Below are 21,998 nucleotides of genomic sequence, written 5' to 3'. Positions count from 1 at the left end.
CAACGGGCAATTGCAGTATACTCCCGGCCTAAATTCGTTAACGGGCGCGGCAACGTAATGCGCGCGTCAAAAATGTAAGGTATCCCGGTGAATATTCAGGCTCTTCTCTCAGAAAAAGTCAGTCAGGCACTGATTGCTGCAGGCGCACCTGCAGACTGTGAACCGCAGGTTCGTCAGTCCGCGAAAGTACAGTTTGGCGACTATCAGGCCAATGGCGTGATGGCCGTAGCGAAAAAACTGGGCATGGCGCCACGACAACTCGCAGAGCAGGTTCTGTCCCATCTGGATCTCAGCGGTATTGCCAGCAAAACCGAAATCGCCGGACCGGGCTTTATCAACATTTTCCTCGATCCTGCCTTCCTGGCGCAGAACGTCGATGCCGCGTTGCTGTCCGATCGTCTGGGTGTAGCGCAGCCGCAACCTCAGACCATCGTCGTTGACTACTCTGCCCCGAACGTGGCGAAAGAGATGCACGTCGGCCATCTGCGCTCCACCATCATCGGTGATGCCGCGGTGCGCACCCTGGAGTTCCTCGGCCACAACGTGATCCGCGCGAACCACGTCGGCGACTGGGGCACCCAGTTCGGGATGCTGATCGCCTGGCTGGAAAAGCAGCAGCAGGAAAATGCCGGTGAAATGGCCCTGGCGGACCTCGAAGGCTTCTACCGCGATGCGAAAAAGCACTACGACGAAGATGAAGCCTTTGCCGAGCGCGCCCGTAGCTACGTAGTGAAACTGCAGGGCGGCGATGCGTACTTCCTTGAGATGTGGCGCAAGCTGGTGGATATCACCATGTCCCAGAACCAGATCACCTATGACCGCCTGAACGTCACCCTGACCCGTAAGGACGTGATGGGTGAAAGCCTCTATAACCCAATGCTGGCCGGTATCGTGGCCGATCTGAAGGCCAAAGGCCTGGCGGTCGAGAGCGAAGGCGCGACGGTGGTGTTCCTTGATGAGTATAAAAACAAGGAAGGCGAACCAATGGGCGTCATCATCCAGAAAAAGGATGGCGGCTTCCTCTACACCACCACCGATATCGCCTGTGCGAAATACCGCTATGAAACCCTGCATGCGGATCGCGTCCTCTATTACATCGACTCCCGTCAGCACCAGCACCTGATGCAGGCGTGGACCATCGTCCGTAAAGCGGGCTATGTACCGGAATCCGTGCCGCTGGAGCACCACATGTTCGGCATGATGCTGGGTAAAGACGGCAAGCCGTTTAAAACCCGTGCGGGCGGTACCGTGAAGCTGGCGGATCTGCTGGACGAGGCGCTGGAGCGTGCCCGTCGTCTGGTGGCGGAGAAAAACCCGGATATGCCTGCCGATGAGCTGGAAAAACTGGCCAACGCTGTCGGTATCGGTGCGGTGAAATACGCGGATCTCTCCAAGAACCGGACCACCGACTACGTTTTCGACTGGGATAACATGCTGGCGTTCGAAGGTAACACCGCGCCGTACATGCAGTATGCCTACACCCGTGTGCTGTCTGTCTTCCGTAAGGCTGAGATCGATGAAAGCGTGCTGGCCCGGACGCAAGTGACCATCACCGAAGATCGTGAAGCGCAGCTGGCGGCGCGTCTGCTGCAGTTCGAAGAGACGCTCTCCGTGGTCGCCCGCGACGGCACCCCGCACGTGATGTGTGCCTACCTGTACGATCTGGCGGGCCTGTTCTCCGGCTTCTACGAGCACTGCCCTATCCTCTCTGCCGAGAGCGAAGCGGTACGCAACAGCCGCCTGAAGCTGGCGCAGCTGACGGCGAAGACCCTGAAGCTGGGTCTGGATACCCTGGGTATCGAAACCGTAGAACGTATGTAACATCGGTGCCCGGTTAATGCCTGATGGCGCTTCGCTTATCAGGCCTACAAAAACCGGTTATCGCAATAACAAAAAACCCGGCGCAAGCCGGGTTTTTTGTTTGTAGCAGTGGTCAAAAATACTTGCGCAGATACTCCGTCAGACAGAGGATTGCCATCGCCTGACCATACGGCATTGAGGTCAACGGGATCTGGCGATAGAACTCCAGATCGCTGCCCATTCCGGTACCGAACGAGGTTTGCAGCAGTTCGCCTTCCGGGGAGATGTTCTTCACGATCCCGCGAATGGCTCTCTCCGCCACTTCCGCATATTCGGCCCCTACATAGCGCTTGCGTACCGCCTTCAGGATCCCGTAGCTGAACCCGGCGGTGGCCGAGGCCTCCAGATAGGAGTTGGGATCGTCGAGCAATGTATGCCACAGGCCGCTCTCATCCTGACACTTCGCCAGGGCGGCAATCTGCGCGTTCAGCACTTGCACCAGATAGCGGCGCACGGCGTTGTTCTCCGGCAGATCCACCAGCTCAAGGAAATCAGGAATAACGATCGTCAGCCAGCTGTTGCCGCGCGCCCAGCGGGCGTTGGCAAAGTTGTGGTGGCCGTCGTAGTTCCAGCCGTGGAACCAGAGCCCGGTCTCCCGATCCATCAGGTTCTGCACGTGCAGCAGGAACTGATAGACCGCCTCCTCCACATATTCGGGTTTATTGAGCAGTTTACCAATCTTCGCCAGCGGCAGGACGGTCATCATCAGGGTGTCGTCCCACATCTGCTGGTGGTTCTCCTCCGCCAGGGTGATGTGTTGCATACCGCCGTGCTCGGTGCGCGGCATCTCGTTCATCGCCCACTCCGCCCAGCTCTCCAGCCATGGCAACCAGGCCGGGTTGCGCGTCTCTTCATAGCGATATGCGAGGGTCAAAAACGGCGACATGGTGTTGACGTTTTTGGTGGTGGCCCCTTCGGCAAAGCGATCGGCAAACCAGCTGTCGATGATATCGCGCATCGCTTCATCCCCGGTCTGGCAGTAATACTGCCAGATACCGTAGAGACCAACGCCGTGGGTCCACTCCCAGCCCGCCCAGCCTTTGGTGTCGATTACCCGCCCGTCGTCCAGCCGCAGTAAAAACTCGCCGGTTTTATCGTGAATGTTCACCAGGTTATGCGTCACGTTTTGGATCAGCGTTTTCAGTTCATCTCTGGCGATAAAACGCTCTGGCTGACGCAGTAACGGGCTATGTTTGACAGGCCAAACCTTCATAATCTTAACCTCTGTTGTATGTCGAATTCAGTGGAGCACGTTCTTTCAGGGACGGTGCAGCGGGTTTATTACGGTTCAGATAGCCGATGTTGTTGTTTCCCCACAGGCAGTCGTAAGGCATACCGGCCAGCATCTCAACCGTGGCGCGGGCCAGCGGCGTGGCGGCCTCCGGCGTCGCGCGGCCAGATTCACGCATTTTGGCCGTCTCTTCACGCAGCGTACTGTGCGTCTGTAAATTCAGCTTAAAGCGCAATGACACCAGGAAACCGCAGGTCAGCACCAGGATAGTGCCCACGCTCAGGATCATCAGAATGGTGTGACTTACCCCTTCCGGCTGCACTTTCTGGCCGCTGACAAAGCCAGACATCTGCATCACAATCCCTACCAGCATGATGGCTCCCGCCTGGGACGCTTTACGGGTCAGCGTCATGATCCCGGCGAAGATCCCCTCGCGGCGCTGGCCGGTGATGACTTCATCTACGTCAGCGATATAGGTGTAGGTGTTCCACGGCACATAGTTGATCCCACCGCGACCCAGACCCGCCAGAGCAGAGACCAGCAGCAGCAGTGCGTAGATGTCGCTCATACCGGCGTAATACAAACCGGCGTAGGAGAGCGACGCCAGACCGAAAAGCACCACCACCATGCGGTACGACGGCGCCGGTCCAAAACGGATGCAGAGCGGAATCATGGCGATAACGGCCAGGAACTGGAAGATAGCCATGGTGCCCAGCAGATTCGAGGCCATAGAGGCTTCCTGCATCAGCACAAAGACCACGTAGTAGGTAAAGACGGCGTTGAACACATCCTGGGCGATGTAGCCCCCAAGGTACATCCCCAGGTGCTGGCGGAAGATTTTGATCCGCAGGGTAGAGCTCAGCTCAACGAACAGACGGTTCAGGCTCTGGCCGAGGGTCAGTTTTTTCTTCTCCTCTTCGGCGCGCAGCGCAGCTTCGCTCCACTCTTCACGCGGACGCTCCCAGGTGAAGAACCAGACGAAGGTCAGCATCAGGGCGCACAGCACCGAGAAGACCAGGCTGGCATAGAAGAAGGAGATGGCGTTGTCTTTACCGAAGTGGGTTAACAAAATACCCGGCAGGAACGAGGCCAGAATCGCCGACATCTGCGCCATGGAGATACGCGCGCCGGAGAATTTGGTTTTCTGTTTGAAATCGTCGGTCATCTCCGGCACCAGCGTTTCGTACGGGACCAGGATCATGGTGTAGACGATATCGAAGATCAGATAGGTCAGCAGGTAGTACCAGAAGCCCATATCGCCGACCCACATCAGCGAGTAGCTGAAGACGCAGGGAATGCCGAGCAGAATAAAGAACTTGCGGCGGCCAAAGCGTTTGCCAAGCCAGGTGGTGCCAAAGTTATCGGTCAGGAAGCCCATCAGCGGACTGACGACGGCATCCAGAACCCTTGCCGCCGCAAAGATGAAGGTAGCCTCAATCGGCGTGAGGCCACAGAAGGTGGTGTAGAAATATAATAGCCAGGCAGCGGTCAGCGCTGTGGTCCCTGCCCCGAGAAAATCACCCGATCCGTAAGCAAGATAGTTCGCGAGTCCAATTTTACGTGTTTTCATTACCGTCGACCCTGTAAGTTTTAGATGACTCCCGGTTAACGCGACGCCAACGGGAGTGACTAGACGGTTACAGTAAGAGTATCGCTTACGGGATACCTTTCTGTTTCTGCCACCGCCAGGCGGCAACTGGCAAAAATGCAAAGAGAATTACCACGCGTGTCACTGTTTTATAAAACAGCGTTTCTTTTGCTTCAAAAGGAGGGGTCAGTTTTGCGAGCCAGTCATCAGAATGGCCTGATAACTGGCGAAAAAGCGATCGCTAAACGGTCTGTTCAGACGGTTGTGTCGGTAAGCAGCAAAGCCAGAGAATAGAGATAGCCGCTAATACATTTAGCGTAATAGTGATGAACGCCGTCACCTGCTCTACAGAGTGATTATCTACCGGGCTAAGCATAACCTGGTGAATACCCGTCAGAATGAGCGGCAGGATCAGCAGAATGAAGAGTAGCGCCCCGCCAAACCACCATCCCGATTTTCCTGCATCGTGCATTCGGCGGATACCCAGCGAGACGACTGGCACGAGCAAGATTACCGGGGCAAGCGCCCTGAGCGGAAGCCAGACAAACCAGGCCCACACCAGTATCATTCCCCCGCGACCGGTACGATCGGCAATCAATGCTATGAGAAAGCAATAACTCAGTGCGGCAATAAAGAGAACAATCGCTATATTAATGACGATAAATAACCAAAACTCTCTTCTTGTCGCTCGCCCCTTATAGACGAACGCCTTTTTCCAGCCGTCGAAATAACAATCCTTAATACTTTTATGCATACCTTCATCCTTTTAAAACACTATCCCTGAGTGATTAAGCATTACTTATTTAATTTTCCTGAGATAATTACCGAACTGACCTTTAGCGCCTCTGAAACCAGCAATAAAAATAACGCCACCGCGACGCTCCCCGGATTAATCCATTTTATAATCCAAGGTAAAAAGGTGAGAGACGGCACAACCGCCAGCAGGCGCAAGGGGGTCTGCGCAGCTACCAGGTAGCCGACCTTATTCCATGCGGTAAGAAGAAACAGGGCAGAAAAAACAATGGACAGGGTTGTTATCATTGACAAAACAAAGAGAATAAGGAGCCAGTAGCTGCCACCCTGTTCTGAATAAAGCGCGCTAAAATTGATAATATCATCAACGAAAGGAATACGCCCCTGGGTACTACTCTTCCAGACATAGGTTGCCAGATATAAAACATCCATAACCCCCCAAAACATACATACTTGCCGAAAGCTCAATTTCATACCTGCTCCCTTTTGCATTAATGCGTTCCATCATTGATACGTATATCACATTATCTCAGCGCGTAGAGTATATTCTCCGGTTATTGACTTCCAGAGATATTCCCTTAATGAAAAGAGTGAGGGAAAAATTAACAGGGCAAGAAGAGAAGGAAAAATAACGAAGCCTGCTGAACGACACCCCCATTCCGTTCGGGCGAACGGAATGGGGTCAGAGGGTTAGCGGTAGTTCACAATCACTTCGTTACGCTGGACCTTCAGGGCCGGGATAAGGCGACCACCGCCGGGGACTTCCCAGATAAAGCGCAGCGGCTCGACGGTGGGCACGTTGTTGAACGCATGGGTCGTGCCGCTGGCCCCGTCCAGTTCGGTACAGCGCGTCTGGGAACAGAGCCGCACCCGCAGCCCGGCAGGGGTCGGGCCATTGAGTTCATAGCGCCAGGCCACCAGAGTCATCAGGCCCGATACCGGCTGCTGCGCCGACAGCGGGCGTGACGAAGCCGCCACGCCACGGTGGGTAAGGGTCAGGCCGATACTGCTGGCCTGCCATGCCCCCTCCCCTGCGGCCTGCGCCATCAGCGGCAGGGCCAGTAACCAGAGTAATTTACGCATTATTGGCCTCCGATGGTGGCGGTCATGCGGATATGTCGGTTGTCCGACAGCTCCATATTCGACAGCACGACCAGCTGCGACAGGCTGCGGCGCAGGAAGCGCGAGAGCAGCGGACGCAGGGCATGATTCACCAGCAGCACCGGCGGTGCCCCCAGCATCTCCTGACGCTGCAACGCCTCCTGGGTTTGCGCCAGCAGACGATCCGCCAGCCCCGGCTCCAGCCCGCCGCCGCCCTGGAGCGCCTGCAGCAGCAGACGCTCAAGCGGCGTATCGAGCCCAATCACCTGCACTTCGCCGGTACCAGGGAACCACTGCTGGGTGATGGCGCGGCCTAACGCCACGCGCACCACTGCCGTCAGCTCGTGCGGATCGTTCTGCAGCGGTGCATGCTCGGCCAGGGTTTCCAGAATGGTACGCATATCGCGGATCGGCACCTTTTCGTCGAGCAGGTTCTGTAGCACCTTGTGTAGCGTGGTCAGGGTCAGGACACCCGGCACCAGATCTTCGGTGAGCTTCGGCATCTCCTGAGTGACGCGATCCAGCAGCTGCTGCGCCTCCTGGCGGCCGAACAGCTCTGCGGAGAACTGACCAATCAGGTGGTTAAGGTGAGTTGCCACGACGGTACTGGCTTCCACCACGGTATAGCCCTGGATCTGCGCCTGCTCTTTCAGGGCACTTTCGATCCAGATAGCGGCCAGGCCAAAGGCCGGGTCGATGGTTTGTTCGCCCGGCAGCGTACCCGCTGCGGTGCCAGGGTTAATGGCCAGCCAGCGCCCCGGATAGGCGTCTCCGCTGCCGATCTCCACCCCTTTCATCAGGATGCGATAGCGCGCAGGGGGCAGATCCATGTTGTCGCGGATATGCACCACCGGCGGCAGGAAGCCCATGTCCTGGGCAAACTTTTTACGGATACTGCGGATACGTCCCAGCAGTTCGCCATCCTGTTGGGAATCGACCATCGGGATCAGGCGGTAGCCGACTTCCATCCCCAGCGAATCTTCCAGCTGGACGTCATTCCAGGTGGCTTCCACTGCCTGGGTGTTTTCCGGCATTTTAACGGGTGCAGGTTCAGCCTTCGGTTTAGATTCGCGCCCGCGCAGCCACCAAGCCAGCCCCAGCAGCGCGCCGGTAAACAGCAGGAAGACGAAGTTCGGCATGCCCGGCACCAGGCCCAGCAGCCCCAGTACCGCAGCAGAGAGCATCAGCACGTTCGGGTTGTTGAACAGCTGCCCGACCATCTGCTCGCCGACATCCTGATCGGTGGCGACGCGGGTTACGATCACGCCGGCTGCGGTGGAGATCACCAGCGCCGGGATCTGGGCGACCAGACCGTCTCCAATGGTCAGCAGCGTGTAGCTTTCTGCTGCCTGGCCCATGGCCATTCCGTGTTGCAGCACGCCCACCAGCAGGCCGCCGATCACGTTGATCACCATGATCAGAATACCGGCGATGGCATCGCCGCGAACGAACTTACTCGCACCGTCCATCGAGCCGTAGAAGTCCGCTTCCTGGGTCACTTCAGCACGGCGTTTTTTCGCTTCATCTTCGCCAATCAGACCGGCGTTCAGATCGGCGTCAATCGCCATCTGTTTGCCCGGCATCCCGTCCAGCACGAAACGCGCGCCCACTTCAGCGATACGCCCCGCACCTTTGGTGATAACCATAAAGTTGATGATCACAAGGATGATAAACACCACGATCCCGATGGCGAAGTTGCCGCCGACCAGGAAGTGGCCGAAGGCCTCAACCACCTTACCTGCCGCCGCGCCGCCGGTATGCCCCTCCATCAGAATGATACGGGTAGAGGCCACGTTCAGCGCCAGACGCAGCAGCGTGGTGAAGAGCAGAATGGTCGGGAACGCGGCGAATTCCAGGGTGCGCTGGGTGAACATCGCCACCAGCAGCACCATAATGGAGAGCGCAATGTTGAATGTGAAAAGCAGGTCGAGGATGAATGCCGGCAGCGGCAACACCATCATCGACAGGATTAGCAGGATGAGGATCGGCCCGGCAAGGATCTGCCATTGAGTCGATTTCAGGTTGCCGGGGAGGCGCAACATTGCCACCAGATTAGCCATCAGAGTCCTTCTCGTTCATAAAATCCAGCGCGGCAGGCACCGGGAGATTCTCAGGTTTAACAGGCCGTTGACCACCGGCCAGACGCCAGCGCTTCAACTGCCATACCCACGCCAGCACTTCCGCCACAGCGGCATAGAGCTGGCCCGGGATCTGCTGTCCTATTTCCGCATGCCGGTAGAGCGCACGTGCCAGTGGCGGCGCTTCCAGCATCGGGATACGGTTTTCATTACCAATTTCACGGATGCGCAGCGCGATAAGCCCCGCCCCTTTCGCCACCACTTTAGGCGCGCTCATTTTGTCTTCGTCATATTGCAGCGCAACGGAGTAGTGGGTTGGGTTGGTGACAATCACATCCGCTCTCGGTACATCTTCCATCATCCGGCGACGTGCAGCGGCACGCTGCATCTGGCGGATACGCCCTTTAACGTGCGGGTCACCTTCCATCTGCTTATGTTCATCCCGGATATCCTGGCGGGACATGCGCAGTTTTTTAATGTGGCTGTAGATCTGGAAGAAGACGTCAAATCCAACCATCGGGATAATCGAGAGCACCACCAGCAGCGAACAGAGCCCCACCAGATTGAGCGCGTTGCGCATGGCGGTAAACGGCGACTCGCTGATCAGGCGCATCATCTCCGGCCAGTTATGCCAGATAAAAAATCCCGCCACGCTGCCCATCAGCGTCGCTTTCATCAATGCTTTCAGCAGTTCGGCGGCGGTCTGCGCGGAGAACATTCTCGCGATGCCGGGCAAGGGGTTCAGCTTGGAGAATTTAAACTGCAGCGATTTCCCGCTGAACACCAGCCCGCCCAGCATCACCGGCGATACGATAGCCACCAGCACCACGCCGGTGATTAACGGCAGCAGCGCGACCATCGCGCTTTTGATCAGCAGGATAATCTGGCTGAGGATCAGGTTAGGGTCGTTGACCATGCTGTGATCGAAGCGCAGCCCGGCCGAGAGCATACCGGCCAGTCTGCGGGCAAGGGACTCCCCGCCTATCCAGATAATGCACACGCCAACCAATAAAATCAGCAGCGAGGTGAGTTCTCGGGATCGGGGTATTTGCCCGTCCTCACGCGCTTTTTCAAGTCGGTGGGGTGTGGGGGCTTCTGTTTTGTCGTCGCTGTCTTCTGCCACGGCAAGCATCTCGCAGGTAGAGGTCTGGACGATATGATGCCAAAGCCGCGCCTGACCAATGCGTTAATTAGGGGCGTGAAAAGGGCTGATTTAGGGCTTTCGGTTGCGACAGGGAAAACGAGGGAAAAAAACGCCACCTTTACAGGTGGCGTTTTTGCCTGGAGTCGCTTCGCTTGCACAGACCTACCGGGACCGCACAATATGATGATATTGCAGGTTTTGTAGGCCGGGTAAGCGCAGCGCCACCCGGCAATGCCAGCAAAACGCAGGTTATCAGAACCCTAAGCTGTCCAGCAGGTCGTCCACCTGATCCTGGCTTGCCACGACACCGGCTTTGGTGGTGTCGAGCTGGGGGCCATTCAGCAGGCTTTCGTTTTCGCGTTGTGGACGTGCGGAAGGTTCCGGCATGTTCTCCAGCAGCACCATTAACAGCTGACGCTCAATCTCCTGGATCACATCCATCATGCGCTTGATCACCTGACCGGTAAGGTCCTGGAAATCCTGCGCCATCATGATGTCCAGCAGCTGGGCGTTAGTGAAGCTGGTATGGTCCGGCACCGCTTTCAGGTAGTGACGAGTATCGGTCACCAGTTCGCGGGCGTCGGAGAGTTCGATCGGATTTTCGAACCAGTCGTCCCAGCGTTTGGTCAGCGCTTTTGCGCCCTTTTCCATCTCGTCCTGATGCGGCTGCGACGCTTCAACACTGTTCAGCGCACGCTCTGCCGCCTGGGCAGTCATCTGTACAACATAATCCAGACGGTCGCGGGCATCGGGAATCGCTTCCGCCGCTTCCGCAATCGCCTGATCCAGGCCCAGCTCACGCAGGCTGTCGCGCAACATACGCGTCAGGCTGCCGATGCGGGCAATTATGTCGCCGGGTGAATGCTCATCCGTAGGTTTAATCGAAGGCTGCATCATCTCCCGTACCTCACATGCCGAGTTTCTCGAAGATCTTACCGAGTTTTTCTTCCAGGGTTGCCGCGGTGAATGGCTTCACCACATATCCGCTTGCGCCAGCCTGTGCCGCAGCAATGATGTTCTCTTTCTTCGCTTCAGCCGTCACCATCAACACAGGCATAGAGGCCATCGCAGCATTCGCACGAATGGTTTTCAGCAGTTCCAGACCATCCATGTTCGGCATGTTCCAGTCAGAAATAACAAAACCAAAGCCGCCGGCATTCAGTTTGTTCAGCGCATCAACGCCATCTTCTGCTTCTTCTACGTTATTGAAACCCAGCTCTTTCAGCAGGTTGCGCACGATGCGACGCATGGTGGAAAAGTCATCCACAACCAAAAACTTGAGCTCTTTGTCCGCCATAAAACTACACTCCTCGTTAAATACGTATTGCCTGTCCGGCACTGATTTTCGCCAGCATCTGCTGACTAACCTGACTAAGATCGACCACTTCGCTGACGCCACCCATATTGATGGCCTCGCGCGGCATGCCGAACACCACACAACTTGCTTCATTCTGCGCGATGGTCCAGGCGCCAGCCTGGTGCATCGCCAGCATTCCGGCGGCGCCATCGTTGCCCATCCCCGTCAGGATCACCCCAACGGCGTTGCGCCCCGCGTGTTTCGCCACCGAATGAAACAGCACATCCACCGACGGACGGTGCCGGTTAACCGGCGGCCCGTCATGAATTTTGATTTGATAGTTAGCGCCGCTGCGCGCCAGCTCCATATGCTTGTCGCCCGGAGCGATATAGGCATGCCCCGGCAGAACGCGTTCGCCATCTTCCGCCTCTTTCACGCTGATTTGACACAGTTTGTTCAGACGCTCCGCGAACGAGCGGGTAAAGCCTGGCGGCATATGCTGAGTGATCAGAATACCGGGGCTTGAGAGCGGCAATGGCTGGAGTACATGACGAATTGCCTCTGTTCCGCCGGTAGAGGCGCCGATAACCAGCAGCTTTTCCGAGCTCAGCAGCGGACCGGCTTTCAGGGTGGTCGGGGCCGCCAGCGGCTTATGCGTGGCAACCCGCGCCCTGGCCGCGGTACGAATTTTTTCCGCGATCATCTCGCTGTACGCCAGCATCCCCTCGCGAATGCCGAGCTGCGGTTTGGTGACGAAATCCACCGCCCCCAGCTCCAGCGCCCGCAGGGTGATTTCGGACCCTTTGCCGGTCAGTGAAGAGACCATCACCACCGGCATCGGCCGCAGACGCATTAACTTTTCGAGGAAGTCGATGCCGTCCATGCGCGGCATTTCGACATCCAGCGTCAGCACGTCGGGGTTATATTTTTTAATTAAATCCCGGGCTACCAACGGATCGGGGGCCGTCGCCACCATCTCCATGTCGCTGTGGCTGTTGATAATCTCAGTCATGATCTGGCGCATTAACGCTGAATCATCAACTGACAAGACCCTGATTTTACTCATGCTTTATCCTTACTCAGCGCATATACCGTCTGGCCACGCAGGCTAAACTCGCGCACAAGATTGCTGAAGTTCTCCGAGTGCCCGGCAAACAGTAAACCGTCAGGTTTGAGCAACGGAACAAAGCGGCGCAGGATCTCCTGCTGCGTCGTTTTGTCGAAATAAATCATCACGTTACGACAGAAAATGGCGTCAAAGGGCCCCGCCACGTTGTACTGCTTCTCCAGCAGATTGACCATGGAGAACTCCACCGCATTTGCCAGTTCGCTACGCACCCGCACCAGCCCTTCGTGCGGACCGGTGCCGCGCATGAAGTAGCGCTGAAGCTGCTGGGGTGACAGCGTTTTTAGCTCCTCCTGGCGATAGATTCCGCTCTGCGCTTTTTGCAGCACCTCGGTATCTATATCGCTGGCGATCACCTTCCAGCGGCCCGGGGCGGTACCCAGCGTGTCGGCCAGGGTGATGGCGAGCGAGTAAGGCTCTTCCCCGGTCGACGCCGCCGCGCTCCAGACGCGATACTCACCGCTGCGGCGGCGGGCATGCTCCGCCAGCACCGGGAAGTGGTGTGCTTCCCGGAAAAAGGCGGTCAGGTTGGTGGTCAGGGAGTTGATAAACGCCTGCCATTCCGCGCTGTTTGGATTTGCTTCCAGCATCCCCAGATAGCGACCAAAATCATCCAGTCCGAGCGTGCGCAGGCGACGCACAAGGCGGTTGTAGACCATGTCCCGCTTGTGATCGGCCAGCACAATTCCCGCGCGCTGGTAGATTAACTGACATATCCGACGGAAATGCGCGTCGGACAGCGCGAGGCGCTGTGTCATCTGTAACAATAATGACGATTGCCCTGAGGGCAGTGGTGATGTCATAGCGCCTTCTTACTTAATCACGTTCAGGTTCCGACTGGTACGGCCTGCGACCGCCCGACTTCTGTTACTGCTTCAACACGTTCATGGACATTAAATACAGCCACCAGCGAGGTAAGGTGATCCGCCTGGCCCGCTAACTGATCGGTGGCTGCGGCGGCCTCTTCCACCAGCGCGGCGTTCTGCTGAGTCACCTGATCCATCTGACTTACCGCCTGCGCTACCTGCTCAATACCGCGGCGCTGTTCATCGGATGCGGAGGCGATTTCACCCATAATGTCGTTAACCCGGGTGACCGAGCTGACGATCTCGGTCATGGTTTTCGCCGCCGTATCCACCAGCTCCGAACCCTGCTGAACGCGGGACACCGACTCTTCAATCAGCACCTTAATCTCTTTCGCCGCGTTGGCGCTGCGGCTCGCCAGGTTACGCACCTCGCCGGCCACCACCGCAAAGCCACGACCCTGCTCGCCCGCGCGGGCGGCTTCGACCGCGGCGTTCAGCGCCAGAATATTGGTCTGGAACGCGATGCCGTCGATCACGCTGATGATGTCGCCAATCTTTTGCGAACTGGCGGCGATCTCATTCATGGTGTTCGCCACGTGGGACGCCTGTTCGCCCCCCTTCTTCGCCGTCTGCGCCGCGCTCTTCGCCAGACCAGAAGCCTGGCGGGCGTTGTCGGCGTTCTGCCCGACGGTGGCGGTCAACTGCTCCATGCTGGCTGCCGTTTGCGCCAGCGATGCCGCCTGCTGCTCGGTACGCGAAGAGAGATCGTTATTGCCCTCGGCAATTTCGGCGATCCCGGTGTGCATGGCGTAACTGCCCTGACGCACCTCGGATACTGTCTCACGCAGCGAGCCCTGCATCGCCTTCAGGCTGGCGAAAATGGCCGAAATTTCATTTTTGCCGTATACCGCCACCGGCCGCGCCAGATCGCCTTTGGCAATGCTGTCGAAATGGCTGCTGATAATTGCCAGCGGCTGGACAATCATCTTGCGCGACCAGAACAGCGCGGCGCTGGTCAGCAACACCGCCAGCACAATCATGGTGGCGAAAATCACGCCGGACATGTGGTAGCTGTTGCGGCTGTCATTCCCCGCCGCCTGCACAAAGTTATTGTTCTCCTGCTGCCAGGCGTCGGTGCTGGCGTCAAATGCCGCCTGCGATTCCTGCACTGGCGCGGTCAGGAAATCTGACAGCTGGTTGTTCTCAAGCCACGTCGCCTGATGCTCCAGATCGCCATACCACTGGCTGAACGCACCCTGCATCGCTTTTTTCAGCTCTGCGTCCTTCGCGCTAATCGCCGCCTGGCCGCTAAAGGCTTTGAACAGACCATCCGCCTGCTTCAGGCTACCGCGCGCGGTCACCATCAGCGCCTTAATGTCATCGGGCGGATAGCTCAGGGCGGTTAAGGTGCCCGCTTTATTCAGCGCCGTGCTGGCCTGCAACAAGACTGCCCGGCTCTGGGTAAGCAGTTCACGCTGCTGATTACTGCCCTGCATCTCCTGTAAATTTTGATAACCATCGCGAAAAGCCCAAAATGACAAGCCGTTACTGCCAACCTGCAACACCCCACAGAGAATCAAAATCAAAAACAGGGTGGTCGAGATACGAATACGATTTAACATCCACGCTCCCATTTAGCGGCCAGCAGCCGCGATTTAACGTACAATCAAAATGTTTCCCAGTTCTCATCTTTACCGGTTGCCACTGCGCGTACATATGCCGGTGCGTTAACCGGCGAGGCCGGTTGCGGGCTGACGCGCGATGAAACCGTGCTTGCAGGTCCAGAGTTAAGACGAAACGCCGAGACGGCCATCTTCAGACGGCTCGCCTGCTCTTCCAGTTGCGCCGCAGCGGCTGCGGACTCCTGAACCAGCGAGGCGTTTTGTTGTGTGACGCGATCCATTTCCGATACCGCCAGGGCCACCTGGTCAATACCACGGCTCTGCTCATCGGAAGCGGAGGCGATTTCCCCCATAATGTCCGTGACGCGGGTAACGGCATTCACGATGTCATTCATGGTTTCGCCCGCGCTTTCAACCAGCACCGAGCCGGTGTCGACGCGTGCGACAGAATCTTCAATCAGGGCTTTAATCTCTTTCGCCGCATTGGCGCTGCGGCTGGCGAGGTTACGCACTTCACCGGCGACTACCGCAAAGCCACGCCCCTGCTCACCGGCACGCGCCGCTTCCACCGCGGCGTTCAGCGCCAGGATATTGGTCTGGAAGGCGATACCGTCGATCACGCTGATAATGTCGGCGATCTTCTTCGAGCTTCCGGCGATGTCGTGCATGGTTTTCACTACGCCATCCACCACCTTGCCGCCGCGCTGTGCGGTTTCCGAGGCGCTGTTCGCCAGCTGCGAGGCCTGACGGGCATTATCCGCATTCTGCTTCACGGTGGCGGTGAGCTGCTCCATGCTGGCCGCGGTCTCTTCCAGCGCCGACGCCTGTTGCTCGGTGCGGGAGGAGAGGTCGTTGTTACCCATCGCGATTTCGCTGGTGCCGGTGTAGATGGCCTCCGAGCCCTGACGCACGTTCGCCACCGTCTCGCTCAGCGAGCGCTGCATGTGGTCAACGCTGATGGCCAGCTGGGTGATTTCGCTGCGCCCGGTGATGGTCAGGGCCTGGGTCAGATCGCCGCTGGCAATGTGACGGATATGGTCGATTACGCGGTTTAACGGGTTAAGCAGGGTATGGCGAATGCCGTACCAGACCCCCACCAGTACGATCGCCAGGGCGAGCGCCAGGATCCCCATCTGCCATTTGGCGAAGGTGTAATCTTTCACGCTGGCATTAAACGCCGCCTGGTTACGCGCGTCGGATGCGGTAACGTAATCCCGCAGGGCGGTCCCCAGCGCGTTCTGTTTCGACTGGGTTGCCTGGGCGAAATAGGCCTCCATGTTGCCGTTATCAAGGAACTGGATCAGTTCAGTGAGCGCCGCAGCATAGTCCCGGTATGTCTCATTGATGGTCTGGCTCACCTGCTCCATCGACGGCTGTGGAGGGATGGCGCTGTAAGCCTTGAAGTGTTTATCCGCTTCCGCAAGCGTAGTGCGGGCGCTGTTCATCAGTTCCGTTTGTGGCTTAGCGGGATCGGTCACCATACGTGCGGAGGCGCGGCTCAGGTTGATGCGCGTTTGCAGCAGGTAATCCCAGGTGGAGGTGATTTCACTTTGTTGAACACGGAATTCGTTCGAAACCGCAAAACTGTCCTGATTGGCTTTAATGGAAGAGAAAAAGAGACTGCCGGAGACGAGCTGCAACAGAGCGAAGACAGCCAGCACCAACATCAGCATTGTCACAACGCGCATACGGTTCAACATACAACACCTTCTCATTGTTTTGTTCTCGGTGTTATCGGCACAACTGAGAGGAACTTTACATTTGCGAAAGGGAAAAGCGCGGTTCAGAACGCGACGTCTACCACGAGGGTATCGCTGTAGTTGCCGGCAGGGGGCGTGGTCTGGTTAGGGAGGATGCGGGCGGTGTAGTTATAGGTGCGCAGCAGGCCGTCGGTACTTACCTGGGATGATGCTCCGCTCGACCAGCGCTCGGTGCCGCTGACGCCCCAGCGGTTGGCGGTGGCCTCTTTATAGATCTCATAGCTCATGCGGTTGTTGCCGCTGGCCATGCGCCGGACATTATTCAGGGCGTTGAGGCCGTTATTGATGCCGATGGTATAGGCGCTGCCCTTGGTGCAGGTGACGGCGATGGACTGAGAGATGGTGGGGAAATTCTGTACCAGCGGCGCGCTGTTAAAGTTGATATTCGGGGTGGTCATGGCGCTGCAGTCATTGGTGACGTTCATATTGAGAGTGATGCTGGTCACCGCCGTACCGGTCTGGGGGGTCAGGCAGAGGCCCACAGCCCCCACCTGGCAGACGTTGTAATTAACGCTGAAGTTAAGCGTCACCTGATAGGGCCCGGCGCTGACGTTCTGCCCGGCAACGGTGCGGAAATAGAGCGGAATATTGTACTGCCTGGAACCCAGCAGCCCCAGCAGCGTGCTGCCGCTCCAGGTATAGGAGCGGGCGATCTGCACTTCACTGGTGCCGGTGCAGCCCGACGCACCGCACAGCCGGGTGGGGATAACGTCAGTGATAGTGGCGTTATCGGTGCGCTTCAGGGTGGCGCGGCTGGCGGCGGTGACGGTGGCGCCGGTGTAGTTGAGGGTAATGGAGTCGTTGGTCAGCAGGTTAAGCACCGCATCGCAATTCACCACCAGGGTGCCGGTGGTCTGTACCTCGTTGTTGCCGCTCAGGGCGAAGGAGGTCACGCTGCCAAAACTGGCGTTGACGGTACTGACGGTACAGGCCCCCCAGCCGGTACCGGAGACCAACAGCAGCAGTAACAGCAGCAGGCGCCTCATGGTGCCAGCCTGCAGGTCAGCGGGCCGTAAGTTTGCAGCTTATGGTCCGGATTAGGGGCAAGAGTCAGGGTCACATGGCAGTATTTGCCCTCCGGGGTGCGCACCTCCAGCGGGTTAACGTCGTTCAGGTTCTCCAGCCAGGCGATGCCGTCATAGCCCACGGTGGCCGGGGCGCGGGAGGCGCGGCGCACCTGGCTGCCGAGCGGAATATCCTGACCTTCGCCGTCGTGCAGGATCACGCTGGCGACCCGCTCCTCCTCCATCGGAAAGTCCACCAGATAGCCGCTGTTGCGGCGCAGCGCCACCCGCCGCTCGGTCTCTTTTAGCCGGGTATCGGCGGGCAGGTTCAGGGTGTTGATGCTGTAGCTCGCCGGATAGTAGGCAGATACGCCGCTCACCAGCAGGTAGCCGTTTTGGTTGGTTTTCCCCACCGGCTGGTTTTCGTAGCTCACCGGCACGTCGGGCTTGCCGTCGGTGCTGATGACCACGAAGGCGTCGTTGATCTTATTGGCGGCAAAGAGTTCGCCGTCCATCAGCACCAGCGAGCCCAGCGCCTCGCCCCACCAGGTCATCATGTCGCGCTCGCCGTAGGTGCCGCCCTGCACTTCAATATTGTTGTTACGCCAGCCCAGCGAGGCCTGCTGGTAGCTGCGGGATCGAGACTGGTTCGCCAGGGCCATGTTCCAGCTAAAACCGCCATCGGTGGGCATGGCGTGGTTGTAGTTGATGCGCTGGGTGCTGCCCGCGTCCGGGGTGTTTTCCAGGGTGACGGCGGCGCTGTCGCGTTCGCCGAGCGGAATTTGCAGCGACAGGGCGACCGTCCAGTCTCCCCGCTGCTGGTCCCGGCTGGCGGCAAGGTAGATACTGCTGCTGCGCCACAGGTTGCGGCTCCAGGAGAGGTTGAGCAGCTCGGTTTTATCGCTGTCGAAACTCTCCACCCCAATCCAGGCGGCGCCGATATTGCCATAATCGCCTAAATTAAGGCTCAGGGAGTACTGGTCCGTATTGCGGCTAAGGCTGGCGATGGGCTGGTTGAATTCGTCGTATACCGTCGGCTGGTCGTAGAGGGCCAGGTTGCCAAAGCCGCGATCCCGGCGGCTGTGCTGGGTAGCAATGCTGAATTCGCTGGTGCTGTACTGGTAGCCCCAGTTCACCTGCCCGCCCTCTTCACCGCGCATCCGGCTGCGGGTATACGCGGTATTAACCACGCCGAAACGCCCCATTTTTACCACCGTGCCCAAACCGCCCAGCGCCAGCTCTTCGGCCCCTTCCCCATGTCCTTCGAGGGTCAGCCAGTCGGTCAGCCCGTAGCGGTAAGAGCCGCTCCCCGCCGCCGGGCCGTAATCAAAACTTTCAATCCCGTAGTTACGGCGGAGGCTGCCGAGGGTCACGGCTCCGTCGCTCAGCCCTGCCTTCAGCAGTTCGCTGGTGACGTAAAACGGCAGCGTGGTGCTCACCTGGCGACCCAGCGCATCGGTGGTGACCAGGACCGCATCTCCCGCGCCGTTGATATAGGGCAGATTGGTGAGGGTGAACGGTCCCGGCTGCAGGCGGGTGGATCCGGCGCGATAGCCGTTGACGAACAGATCTACCGAGGTGGGTACCGCCGCCTCGCCGGAAAATTCCGGCAGCGGCCAGGTGACCAGATCCGGGCGGAGCGAAAAGTCCCGGCCATAGCTGATGCCCCCCATACGCACGCTGCTGCTCCAGCTGACGGCATCGCTGATGACATCCCCGGCGGTCCAGGTGGTGGCATTATCTTCATGGGTGACCAGCAGCGTGGTGTCGTAACGCACGTATCCCTCCTGCATGCCGCCGCCGGAGAGGTTTTTGCGCACAAAGCCGGTGGAGGATAAAGACCCCCGCTCGTCAAAATAGCGGAACTCATGCCAGAGCGAGGCCTGCCCGCCTGCATGATCGGTCTTGCTGGTATAGAAGTCATAGTTGAGCAGCGCCCCTCTGCCGTAGTGGGGGGTGCTCTGGGTCAGCTCGCCGCCAAAGGGGGTGACCCGGGCGGAGATCCACTCCCGGGGCACGCTCAACAGCAGGCGCTGCCCGGCGCTGTCATACTCGCTGCGCACACCGGCGAGGGTCGTCAGATTAACCTCCCCCGGCGGGACATTTTCCGGCGGCAGGCCTGCGCGCAGCAGGTCAGCGCTGGAGACCAGATAATCGCCGTTGCGCCGGGTGACAGGCACCACCAGCCCGGTATCGTAGTGGTTGACGATCAGCGCCAGCTGAAAGACCGCTTCGTCGTTCAGGGACTGGGGCGCGGGCGGCGGCGGTAGCGCATCGTCGCCGGTGTTGGCCCAGCCTGCCGTGGAGACGCAAAGCAGGATCATCATCGTGGGTTTCAGTTGACGGGGGCCGACTGCCATTCGGTATCCCTGGCATTAATTTGCGCACTCATCTGGCCCGGCTGGGTGATGCCTGAGGGGAGAGGCCAGCTGCGTTCGCTGCCCGGCAGAACATACCCCAGCAGACCGTCCGCCATGCTCCTTTTCTGTCCGCCCTGGGTCAGGGAGACCTGGCTGAGCCGAACATGCACATCGCCCCGGTTACGTACCTGCAACGCGGACTGGCCGTTTTCGCGGATAACCCGCCAGCTCAGGTTACGCGGCTCGGCAAAGGCATGATGTTCCCCTTCTTTAATGGTTTCGATCCCCTGCCCGTAAACAAACAGCGGAATGGAGTAGCGCATCTGCAGCTTAAGGCCGATCTGCGGCGTGGTGGTGTCCTGAGGCTGGGGAATTTCGTCGACGATAATGCGGTAGGCCTGTTCAACCCCCATCGGCACCCCGCCCTGTTTAATCAGGCGAATAAGCTGCTTGCTGCCTTTGGCAATAGTGACAATCGGCGGGCTGGCGACCACCTCCTGCTGGGCGGTGTAGCGCTCAAGGCCGCCCTCCTGGCGCCAGCGCACTATGCGCACCTGCATGGTAGTGGCGCTGTTGCCCTGGTTTTGCACCCACAGCTCGGTCGCTTTGGTATCGGCCGACAGCCAGGGATCGATGGGCCAGAGTAGAATGGATGCCGCGCCTTGGGCGGCGTGCGCCGTTATCCCCAGCGCCACCAGCAGCGCCAGCGGGCCGCTTGCAAATGCCTTCATGGTCGTTCTCCCTGTATCACCAGGACAAGGTCACGGTGAGTTGATCTGAATAGTTCCCGGCCGGGCTAAAGCCCGTCAGAAGCGCCACGCCAAACAGCGGCAGGGCGATGTTATTACTATTGGTATAGGTTACGGGTATGGCTTGGTTAACGCCGATTTCGCTGTTCGCCCCCAGCGAACTGCTGCTGTAGAGCCGGTAGGCGACCCGCTGGGTACCGCCGGCGCGCTGCATATTGCGCACCGAGGCGTAATTCTGCCCGCCGTCGATGCTCATGCTCAGCGCCACCCCCGGCGTGCAGGCGATACTTAGCGAACCATTAGGCACAAAGCTGGTGCTGACCTGGCCGCTCTGCACCCCGCTGTAGCTGCCAAAATTGAGCGCCCCCAGGACCCCGCCGGTGCCGGAGGTCACCGAGCAGCCGGGGGTAATGGTTGCATTCACCTGAAACGACTGGCTGGTCACCGCCCGGGCGCCGGTCGTCGTCAATATCAGGGCGACCAGGCCAAAAACGGCGTGCAGCCTCCCCTCACTCCGCGGCAGGAGTGATACGGTCACGCGCTTCATCAATCGCGCGGCTAGTAAGTGACGCTGACGTTTATGGTGTCGGTGTAGGTGCCAGGTACCACGGTGACGCTGTTGCCGCCGCCAGTAATACGGCCATAGAGCGTGTAGCTATTAACCCCGCCTGCGGTAGAGGCCACCGGGATCGGCGCGTTATTGGCGATCACGTTGTTAAAGCTGCTGTCGCTGAACAGGCTGTATGCCACACCCTGAGCGGTATTCGCGGTGTTGACCAGATAGCGCGCCGGCGTGCCGGGCGTACCCACAACCGTTCCCGGCGCGGTGGAGTTGGTATTGCCGGTAATGGCGACCGTGTAGCTGTCGGTGGTGCACTGGATGGTAAAGGTATTGCCGCCGTTGGCCCCGGTGAGCTGGGTGGTGAGCGTCGAGAAGGTTGCCGGATGGGTACCGAAATCCAGGGTACCGAAGTTAATGCCGTTCTGGTTTGGCGAGCCGTTGATCAGGCAACCGTTGGTCAAGGTCAGGGTTGCGCCAATGGTCCCGCTGCTGGTTACCGCCTGTGCCGGAACTGTCGCCATCGCCAGAGCCGATCCCGCCAATAACACCAAAAGTTTTCTGTTCATTTTCCACCCTCCAGAAAATGTCGCCGTCGTTATCCTCTATTTTTGATAACGCTCAAATTGTTAGCACCTATTACTATTGTTAATAGGTGGTTAAAATTAATTTAGATTAAGGTATCGCGAACAACCACTTTAGCCAGACGGCTAAGACAAATGGCGTATTGACAATAATTATCTTTAAATAACAAGCGGATACATTTTTAAAACGCCTGAATATTGAGGCCGGGCGAGATAAAAAATAGGAATAATGTGATACATATCACAATATATCCTCTTGTTTTCATTGGTAATTTTAATGGCAGTTAAATAACAGTTAAGTCAGAGAAACTATTACCTGAATTTTGGTTATGAATATATTCACAACCTGAATAAATAACGGGAAGAAAATAAGAGC

General features: G+C 58.2%; 19 protein-coding genes. 1 reads left to right on the top strand and 18 read right to left on the bottom strand.

Annotated features, from left to right (window positions below; all coding sequences use genetic code 11):
• The first annotated feature begins 87 nt into the window (after positions 1–87).
• Positions 88–1,821 carry an arginine--tRNA ligase gene (gene argS, locus DVA43_RS03605; protein WP_114314604.1) on the top strand — a complete coding sequence of 578 codons (1,734 nt, stop codon included), beginning with the start codon at positions 88–90 and terminating at the stop codon, positions 1,819–1,821.
• 112 nt (positions 1,822–1,933) lie between these two features.
• Here the strand turns inward: argS and DVA43_RS03600 are convergent, their stop codons facing one another.
• The 18 genes from DVA43_RS03600 to DVA43_RS03515 form a co-directional block, all read right to left on the bottom strand.
• Complete coding sequence (locus tag DVA43_RS03600) at positions 1,934–3,073, bottom strand: glycoside hydrolase family 105 protein (RefSeq protein WP_114314603.1); 1,140 nt, start codon at positions 3,071–3,073, stop codon at positions 1,934–1,936.
• A gap of 4 nt (positions 3,074–3,077) precedes the next feature.
• Positions 3,078–4,661, bottom strand: a complete 1,584-nt coding sequence (locus tag DVA43_RS03595; protein WP_114314602.1) for an MFS transporter — start codon at positions 4,659–4,661, stop codon at positions 3,078–3,080.
• A 259-nt stretch (positions 4,662–4,920) separates the two neighbouring features.
• Positions 4,921–5,433 carry a DUF805 domain-containing protein gene (locus DVA43_RS03590; RefSeq protein ID WP_114314601.1) on the bottom strand — a complete coding sequence of 171 codons (513 nt, stop codon included), beginning with the start codon at positions 5,431–5,433 and terminating at the stop codon, positions 4,921–4,923.
• Between the two features lie 41 nt (positions 5,434–5,474).
• Entirely contained in the window at positions 5,475–5,924 is a 450-nt protein-coding gene (locus DVA43_RS03585; RefSeq protein WP_114314600.1) for a hypothetical protein, read from the bottom strand.
• 198 nt (positions 5,925–6,122) lie between these two features.
• Positions 6,123–6,515: a flagellar protein FlhE gene (locus DVA43_RS03580; RefSeq protein ID WP_114314599.1), complete on the bottom strand. Its 393-nt coding sequence runs from the start codon at positions 6,513–6,515 to the stop codon at positions 6,123–6,125.
• Positions 6,515–8,593 (bottom strand): flagellar biosynthesis protein FlhA, encoded by a 2,079-nt coding sequence (gene flhA / locus DVA43_RS03575; protein WP_114314598.1) that lies wholly within the window; start codon positions 8,591–8,593, stop codon positions 6,515–6,517. Before flhA ends, DVA43_RS03580 begins: the two co-directional genes overlap by 1 nt.
• A complete protein-coding gene (gene flhB, locus DVA43_RS03570) occupies positions 8,586–9,734 on the bottom strand; it encodes a flagellar biosynthesis protein FlhB (protein WP_103822515.1) in 1,149 nt (382 codons plus the stop codon). Before flhB ends, flhA begins: the two co-directional genes overlap by 8 nt.
• A gap of 273 nt (positions 9,735–10,007) precedes the next feature.
• A complete protein-coding gene (cheZ, locus tag DVA43_RS03565) occupies positions 10,008–10,652 on the bottom strand; it encodes a protein phosphatase CheZ (protein WP_103822399.1) in 645 nt (214 codons plus the stop codon).
• 10 nt (positions 10,653–10,662) lie between these two features.
• Entirely contained in the window at positions 10,663–11,052 is a 390-nt protein-coding gene (gene cheY, locus DVA43_RS03560) for a chemotaxis response regulator CheY (RefSeq protein WP_032611971.1), read from the bottom strand.
• 16 nt (positions 11,053–11,068) lie between these two features.
• Complete coding sequence (locus DVA43_RS03555; protein WP_114314597.1) at positions 11,069–12,118, bottom strand: chemotaxis response regulator protein-glutamate methylesterase; 1,050 nt, start codon at positions 12,116–12,118, stop codon at positions 11,069–11,071.
• On the bottom strand, positions 12,115–12,981 hold the full coding sequence (cheR, locus tag DVA43_RS03550; protein ID WP_114314596.1) for a protein-glutamate O-methyltransferase CheR: 867 nt from the start codon (positions 12,979–12,981) through the stop codon (positions 12,115–12,117). The genes DVA43_RS03555 and cheR overlap by 4 nt, the downstream gene beginning before the upstream one ends.
• A 23-nt stretch (positions 12,982–13,004) precedes the next feature.
• The gene (tap, locus tag DVA43_RS03545; RefSeq protein ID WP_114314595.1) at positions 13,005–14,606 is read right to left on the bottom strand and encodes a methyl-accepting chemotaxis protein IV; all 1,602 of its coding nucleotides are present in this window, start codon (positions 14,604–14,606) and stop codon (positions 13,005–13,007) included.
• 44 nt (positions 14,607–14,650) lie between these two features.
• Positions 14,651–16,306, bottom strand: coding sequence for a methyl-accepting chemotaxis protein II (gene tar / locus DVA43_RS03540; RefSeq protein ID WP_114314594.1), 1,656 nt, complete (start codon positions 16,304–16,306; stop codon positions 14,651–14,653).
• Positions 16,307–16,389: 83 nt separating this feature from the next.
• Positions 16,390–17,352, bottom strand: a complete 963-nt coding sequence (locus DVA43_RS03535; RefSeq protein WP_114314593.1) for a spore coat U domain-containing protein — start codon at positions 17,350–17,352, stop codon at positions 16,390–16,392.
• Entirely contained in the window at positions 17,349–19,730 is a 2,382-nt protein-coding gene (locus DVA43_RS03530) for a fimbria/pilus outer membrane usher protein (RefSeq protein WP_114314592.1), read from the bottom strand. Before DVA43_RS03530 ends, DVA43_RS03535 begins: the two co-directional genes overlap by 4 nt.
• Positions 19,706–20,461, bottom strand: a complete 756-nt coding sequence (locus tag DVA43_RS03525; protein WP_114314591.1) for a molecular chaperone — start codon at positions 20,459–20,461, stop codon at positions 19,706–19,708. The genes DVA43_RS03530 and DVA43_RS03525 overlap by 25 nt, the downstream gene beginning before the upstream one ends.
• A 16-nt stretch (positions 20,462–20,477) precedes the next feature.
• Positions 20,478–20,981, bottom strand: coding sequence for a spore coat U domain-containing protein (locus DVA43_RS03520; protein WP_370463897.1), 504 nt, complete (start codon positions 20,979–20,981; stop codon positions 20,478–20,480).
• A gap of 56 nt (positions 20,982–21,037) precedes the next feature.
• Positions 21,038–21,607 (bottom strand): spore coat protein U domain-containing protein, encoded by a 570-nt coding sequence (locus DVA43_RS03515; protein ID WP_103822407.1) that lies wholly within the window; start codon positions 21,605–21,607, stop codon positions 21,038–21,040.
• Between the last annotated feature and the right edge of the window lie 391 nt (positions 21,608–21,998).

It is taken from the genome of Leclercia sp. W6 (genome assembly GCF_003336345.1).
GTDB lineage: Bacteria > Pseudomonadota > Gammaproteobacteria > Enterobacterales > Enterobacteriaceae > Enterobacter.
The sequence above is the reverse complement of the archived record's forward strand: the minus strand, read 5'-3'. Positions and strand labels throughout refer to the sequence as shown.

Bases quoted from the DNA above. Each gene is read 5' to 3' on its own strand.
- DVA43_RS03600 (WP_114314603.1), bottom strand. From the start codon at position 3,073: ATGAAGGTTTGGCCTGTCAAACATAGCCCGTTACTGCGTCAGCCAGAG.
- DVA43_RS03595 (WP_114314602.1), bottom strand. From the start codon at position 4,661: ATGAAAACACGTAAAATTGGACTCGCGAACTATCTTGCTTACGGATCG.
- DVA43_RS03590 (WP_114314601.1), bottom strand. From the start codon at position 5,433: ATGCATAAAAGTATTAAGGATTGTTATTTCGACGGCTGGAAAAAGGCG.
- DVA43_RS03585 (WP_114314600.1), bottom strand. From the start codon at position 5,924: ATGCAAAAGGGAGCAGGTATGAAATTGAGCTTTCGGCAAGTATGTATG.
- DVA43_RS03580 (WP_114314599.1), bottom strand. From the start codon at position 6,515: ATGCGTAAATTACTCTGGTTACTGGCCCTGCCGCTGATGGCGCAGGCC.
- flhA (WP_114314598.1), bottom strand. From the start codon at position 8,593: ATGGCTAATCTGGTGGCAATGTTGCGCCTCCCCGGCAACCTGAAATCG.
- cheZ (WP_103822399.1), bottom strand. From the start codon at position 10,652: ATGATGCAGCCTTCGATTAAACCTACGGATGAGCATTCACCCGGCGAC.
- cheY (WP_032611971.1), bottom strand. From the start codon at position 11,052: ATGGCGGACAAAGAGCTCAAGTTTTTGGTTGTGGATGACTTTTCCACC.
- DVA43_RS03555 (WP_114314597.1), bottom strand. From the start codon at position 12,118: ATGAGTAAAATCAGGGTCTTGTCAGTTGATGATTCAGCGTTAATGCGC.
- cheR (WP_114314596.1), bottom strand. From the start codon at position 12,981: ATGACATCACCACTGCCCTCAGGGCAATCGTCATTATTGTTACAGATG.
- tap (WP_114314595.1), bottom strand. From the start codon at position 14,606: ATGTTAAATCGTATTCGTATCTCGACCACCCTGTTTTTGATTTTGATT.
- tar (WP_114314594.1), bottom strand. From the start codon at position 16,306: ATGTTGAACCGTATGCGCGTTGTGACAATGCTGATGTTGGTGCTGGCT.
- DVA43_RS03535 (WP_114314593.1), bottom strand. From the start codon at position 17,352: ATGAGGCGCCTGCTGCTGTTACTGCTGCTGTTGGTCTCCGGTACCGGC.
- DVA43_RS03530 (WP_114314592.1), bottom strand. From the start codon at position 19,730: ATGGCAGTCGGCCCCCGTCAACTGAAACCCACGATGATGATCCTGCTT.
- DVA43_RS03525 (WP_114314591.1), bottom strand. From the start codon at position 20,461: ATGAAGGCATTTGCAAGCGGCCCGCTGGCGCTGCTGGTGGCGCTGGGG.
- DVA43_RS03515 (WP_103822407.1), bottom strand. From the start codon at position 21,607: ATGAACAGAAAACTTTTGGTGTTATTGGCGGGATCGGCTCTGGCGATG.